The following is a 4,759-nucleotide window of genomic DNA, read 5'->3' on the forward strand; positions in this document are numbered from 1 at the left end:
TAATGTAACTTGTGTCGGTTGTAACCCGACCCCTTGTTTGTCTTGGTTCTTGCCATTTGTTTACATAAATTTGTGTAAACCTATTTCAGGACAAGACATCCGATTTTTAATTTTTCAGGTATACTCAATCTAAAATAAAGTTTACAATGATAGTTGAGCAATTTTCTCAACCAAAACCTCATTAATTTTAATATATGACTCGTGCGTCCAGCCTGCAATGTGGGGGGTTAAAATTACTCGGTCAGAATGGGTAAGTTTTTCAAAAACTGCTTGTTGTTCGGGCGAAAGTTTCTGTAATTTTTCATTTTCTAACACATCCAAACAAGCACCTCGAATTTTTCCATTTTCGAGAGCGGCAACCACATCTTTTAAAACCACAATTTCCCCACGAGAAGCATTCAATAAATAAATGTTTTTCTTGAATCGACTCAAATAATTAGTATTTACCATTTTTGACGATTCATCGGTCAAAGAAATATGTAAACTTATAATATCGGCTTCTTCAAAAATTCTTTCCATCGAAGCCTCCGTTACAAAATCATCGCTAAAATTGGTTTTAAATTTATCATAAGCCAAAACCTTACAACCAAAAGCCTTCAATCGTTTGGCAGTTTCCGAGCCATTATTTCCATAACCAATAATTCCAACAATTTTTCCCATCAACTCATAACCACGATTTTCTTCACGTAACCAAACACCTTTCCTGACTTGACTATCGGCAACCAATATTTTATTCATCAAACACAAAAGCATGCCAATAATATGCTCGGCTACGGCAACTCTATTGCCTTCATTGGCAGCAAAAAGTTGAATATTTTTTTCTCTAACTACCTCAATATCAATTAGTTCCAACCCTGCTCCTGCCCTACCAATAAACTTTAAGTGTGTAGTATTTTGCAATAATTCTTCATCAACAAAAGTCTTACTTCGGATAATTAATCCTTCATAATTACCAATAATATCAATAATTTCTTGTCGTTTAATCGTTGGTTTATAGTCAGGTATATACCCAATAGCTTTGAGCATTGGCTCAATACTCAGGTGCATTTCGTCGGCAATCAAGACCAAACCTCTATTCGTGGGATTGATAGTATTCACAGGATTTTTTTTATAGTGTCTTTGTCAGTAACTTGCAGCAAAATTACAGTTCAAACATTAGATAAATATCATTTTAGTATTTTTTTTGTGAAATGAGAAAATCCTGTAAATCTTAAAATCAAACAAATCCTGTTAAAAAAGTGAGCGAATTACAAAAACCAGTCATAGGCATCAGTATCGGCGATTTTAATGGTATCGGGCCAGAAGTTATCTTAAAAGCAGTTGGTGGCAATCGTCTGAATAAAATATGTACGCCCGTTATTTACGGTTCAGGGAAAGTTATTAACCGTTACCGCCAACTTTTAGAGATAAAAGATTGGCAATTTTTTACTATTCAAAAAATTGAACAACTTAATAATAAGCAAGTCAATTTAATTAATTGCATGAATGACCAAAATTTGGAAGTTCAACCAGGATTAATTACTCCAGACGGAGGAAAACTAGCTTTAGAATCACTAAAAAGAGCAGTTGAAGACCTAAAAATGGGTAAAATTGATGCCTTAGTAACTGCACCAATCAACAAGCACAATATACAAAGTGATGAGTTTAAATTTCCAGGGCATACTGAATATTTAGCTGAAGCATTTGGAACAAAAGACGTATTAATGTTTATGGTAAGTGATGACCTGAAAATTGGTGTTGCAACTGGTCATTTACCGCTCGAACAAGTAAAAGAAAATATTAATAAAGATTTGATAGTTAGGAAGTTAGAACAAATAAAAACCTCATTAAAACGTGATTTTGGTATTCAAAAACCACGAATAGCTGTACTCGGACTAAACCCACATGCTGGCGAAAATGGCTTGTTGGGTAACGAAGAAAAAGAGATTATTAATCCTGCAATAATAGAATTTAAGAAGAAAGGAAACATAGTTTTTGGGCCTTTTCCTGCTGATGGATTCTTCGGAACTGCAGCTTGGAAAAACTACGATGCGGTGTTGGCAATGTACCACGACCAAGGACTCATGCCATTTAAGATGATTGCTTTTGAAAACGGTGTAAACTTTACGGCAGGCTTGCCAAAAGTTCGTACTTCGCCTGACCACGGCACTGCGTATGACATTGCAGGAAAAAATATTGCTGACGAGTCGTCAATGATGCATGCCATTTACACAGCCATTGATATTGCAAAAAATCGCCAAGAATTAAGCGATTTGGAAGCGGGCTCAATGAAAAAGAAAACCATTGTATTGAAAGAAGCAAGTATGGAAGACTAATATTAGTACTGTGTGCTGAGTTTATTTTTTGTCAACTTCATTAACTCAGCACACAGTACTACAACTCAAGGTCTTCAAACGGGCTTCTGATATTGACTAACTCCACTTGTGCAATTTGATTATAAATAGCTGTAGTTTGCAAATATCGATGTCCTAAAATTTCCTGAAGTAAGTGAATATCCATCCCACGTTCCAAACAATGTACGGCATAGCTATGTCGTAAAGTATGTACCGAGGCATCTTTTTTAACTTTTGCTTTTGTAATTGCTTGTTGAAATACTAATTGTACACTTCGTGGACTATATGCTTTGCCTTTATCTCCCCCAAAAAGTAAGTCTTCTGGCTGATATTTTTCGATATAAGATTTTAAAATCGGCACTAAATTGCTTGGTAACATCAACTTTCTTCCTTTCTCGGACTTAGAAGGAGATACCATAATTTCTTTTTTATCAAAATCAATATCACGTACTTTCATATTTAATACATTACTCAATTTCAATCCTGCGGCGTATATAATCGACAATAAAGCTTTATGTTTTTGATTGTCAAGCACTTGAATAATTTTTCCAATTTCTTTTTCGGTCAAAATTTCGGGTAAACTATCTTCTTTAGATTCGCCAGATGCTTTAATACCCAGTTTTCTATTAAAAATTGTTTCATAAAATAGCTTAATCGCTTTTCCAGATTGGATGGAAGAATCGGCAGTTCCTGCTTTCTTTTCGGCAAGCTCTTTAAGATAAACAGAAATTAGTTCGTCGGTGATTTTGCTTTGAGGTAAATCACGAAAATGATTATAAAAAACAAAAATAGCATTTCGATAAGCGGCAATCGTTTGAGAGTTATACTTGCCTTTTCTTAATACTTCAGTAAATCGTTCAATTAGGTGGGTCACAGCTACGTAAAAATTTAGGTTATAGGGTTTATTGCGAAAAATATAAATATTGACTGACAAATAAAAATAAAGTTATGCAAAATTCGTATTTTTTTGTTTTTTTTGTAGAAAACTGATTTTCCCCCAATAAAAATTAGCAATATCAACTATTAAGAATGCTCATTACTTTTATTTTCATTTATCTTGCAATAACGATTTGGATAGGTTGGTTTGCTTCCAGATACGTAAAAACTTCGAATGATTTTGCCATAGCAGGCAGAAAAATGCCCACTTATGTAGTAGCCTCTGGACTTTTTGCCACATGGTTTGGCTCAGAAACAGTCATGGGAGCATCATCAGAATTTGTCGAACATGGACTTTTGGGCGTAATAGAAGACCCATTTGGAGCATCGCTTTGTTTACTATTAATTGGTCTATTTTTCGCACGTCCGCTTTATAAAATGAACATTCTTACATTTAGCGATTATTTTAGAATTAGATACAATAAAAAAGCAGAATGGATTTCGGCTATTTTTATGATTCCCTCCTATTTTAGTTGGATTGCAGCTCAATTGGTAGCTTTAGCCATTGTTTTACAAGCTATTGCCAATATACCTTATATTTGGGGTGTCATCATTTGTGCCTCGGTCGTATTGTTTTATACTTATGTTGGTGGAATGTGGTCGGTTGCTATCACCGATACTGTGCAAACTGTCATTATAATTACAGGAATGTTGGTACTCATGCTCGAATTGATAGGAGAAATTGGCGGTTGGCAACAAATGATTGATAAAACTCCTAAAGGTTTTTTTAGATTTACGCCCAAAGAAAACAATTTTACGAGTTGGATTACATATTTTGGTGCCTGGATTACGATTGGTTGGGGTTCAATTCCACAACAAGATGTTTTTCAAAGAACACTTTCAGCAAAATCCGAAAAAGTGGCTGTCAATAGTGCTTACTGGTCGGCGTTTATGTATCTGACAGTTGCAGCAATGCCTTTGGTAATCGCTCTGTGTGGCACCTTGCTATATCCAGACATTAAACAAGGTGACAGCCAAATGACAATTCCAATTTTAGTACTCAAGCATTCTTCTGTTGGTATGCAAATTATATTTTTTGGTGCTTTACTTTCAGCAATTTTGAGTACTTGCAGTGGTGCAATATTAGCACCAGCTACTGTTTTGGGAGAAAATTTAATTAAACCGCTTTATGGAGCTAAAATTTCCGACAAAAAATTATTGAAAATTATGCGACTTTCGGTCATCGGTATCACTATTATGGGTGTTGCATTGTCGCTTTATAAATCTGAAATTTATGAATTAGTGGGTGAGTCTTCCGCTTTGAGTTTAGTTGCTTTATTTGTTCCTTTAGTAGCTGGGTTATATTGGAAAAAAGCTAATGGTTTTGGAGCGATTTTATCAATGACTTTAGGTACAGGAGTTTGGACATTCTTTGAGTTTTATGAAGCCGAAATACCGTCAATGATTTTGGGATTATTGGCAAGCATTTCAGGAATGATTATTGGTTCTTTAATCATTAGACTTCCTGCGAAAGTAGTTTAAGTCGAAAA

At 34.8% G+C, this 4,759-nt stretch carries 4 protein-coding genes; 2 read left to right on the plus strand and 2 right to left on the minus strand.

What is annotated here, in order from left to right; all coding sequences use genetic code 11:
- Positions 1 to 141 precede the first annotated feature (141 nt).
- Entirely contained in the window at positions 142 to 1,098 is a 957-nt protein-coding gene (locus ACH2CJ_RS15625) for a 2-hydroxyacid dehydrogenase (RefSeq protein ID WP_394993885.1), read from the minus strand.
- 140 nt (positions 1,099 to 1,238) lie between these two features.
- On the opposite strand from ACH2CJ_RS15625, the gene pdxA reads away from it, so the two are divergent.
- Complete coding sequence (gene pdxA / locus ACH2CJ_RS15630) at positions 1,239 to 2,315, plus strand: 4-hydroxythreonine-4-phosphate dehydrogenase PdxA (RefSeq protein WP_394993886.1); 1,077 nt, start codon at positions 1,239 to 1,241, stop codon at positions 2,313 to 2,315.
- 58 nt (positions 2,316 to 2,373) lie between these two features.
- Here pdxA and ACH2CJ_RS15635 read toward each other — a convergent pair whose 3' ends face one another.
- Entirely contained in the window at positions 2,374 to 3,207 is an 834-nt protein-coding gene (locus ACH2CJ_RS15635) for a tyrosine-type recombinase/integrase (RefSeq protein ID WP_394993887.1), read from the minus strand.
- A 155-nt stretch (positions 3,208 to 3,362) separates the two neighbouring features.
- Here ACH2CJ_RS15635 and ACH2CJ_RS15640 point away from each other — a divergent pair, with 155 nt between their 5' ends.
- Complete coding sequence (locus tag ACH2CJ_RS15640) at positions 3,363 to 4,751, plus strand: sodium:solute symporter family protein (RefSeq protein WP_394993888.1); 1,389 nt, start codon at positions 3,363 to 3,365, stop codon at positions 4,749 to 4,751.
- The last annotated feature ends 8 nt before the right edge of the window (positions 4,752 to 4,759 follow it).

Origin of the sequence: Emticicia sp., assembly GCF_043780375.1 — a bacterium.
Classification (GTDB): domain Bacteria; phylum Bacteroidota; class Bacteroidia; order Cytophagales; family Spirosomataceae; genus Emticicia.

Excerpts from the sequence above, each read along its gene's own strand:
- ACH2CJ_RS15640 (WP_394993888.1), top strand. The coding sequence starts at position 3,363 with ATGCTCATTACTTTTATTTTCATTTATCTTGCAATAACGATTTGGATA.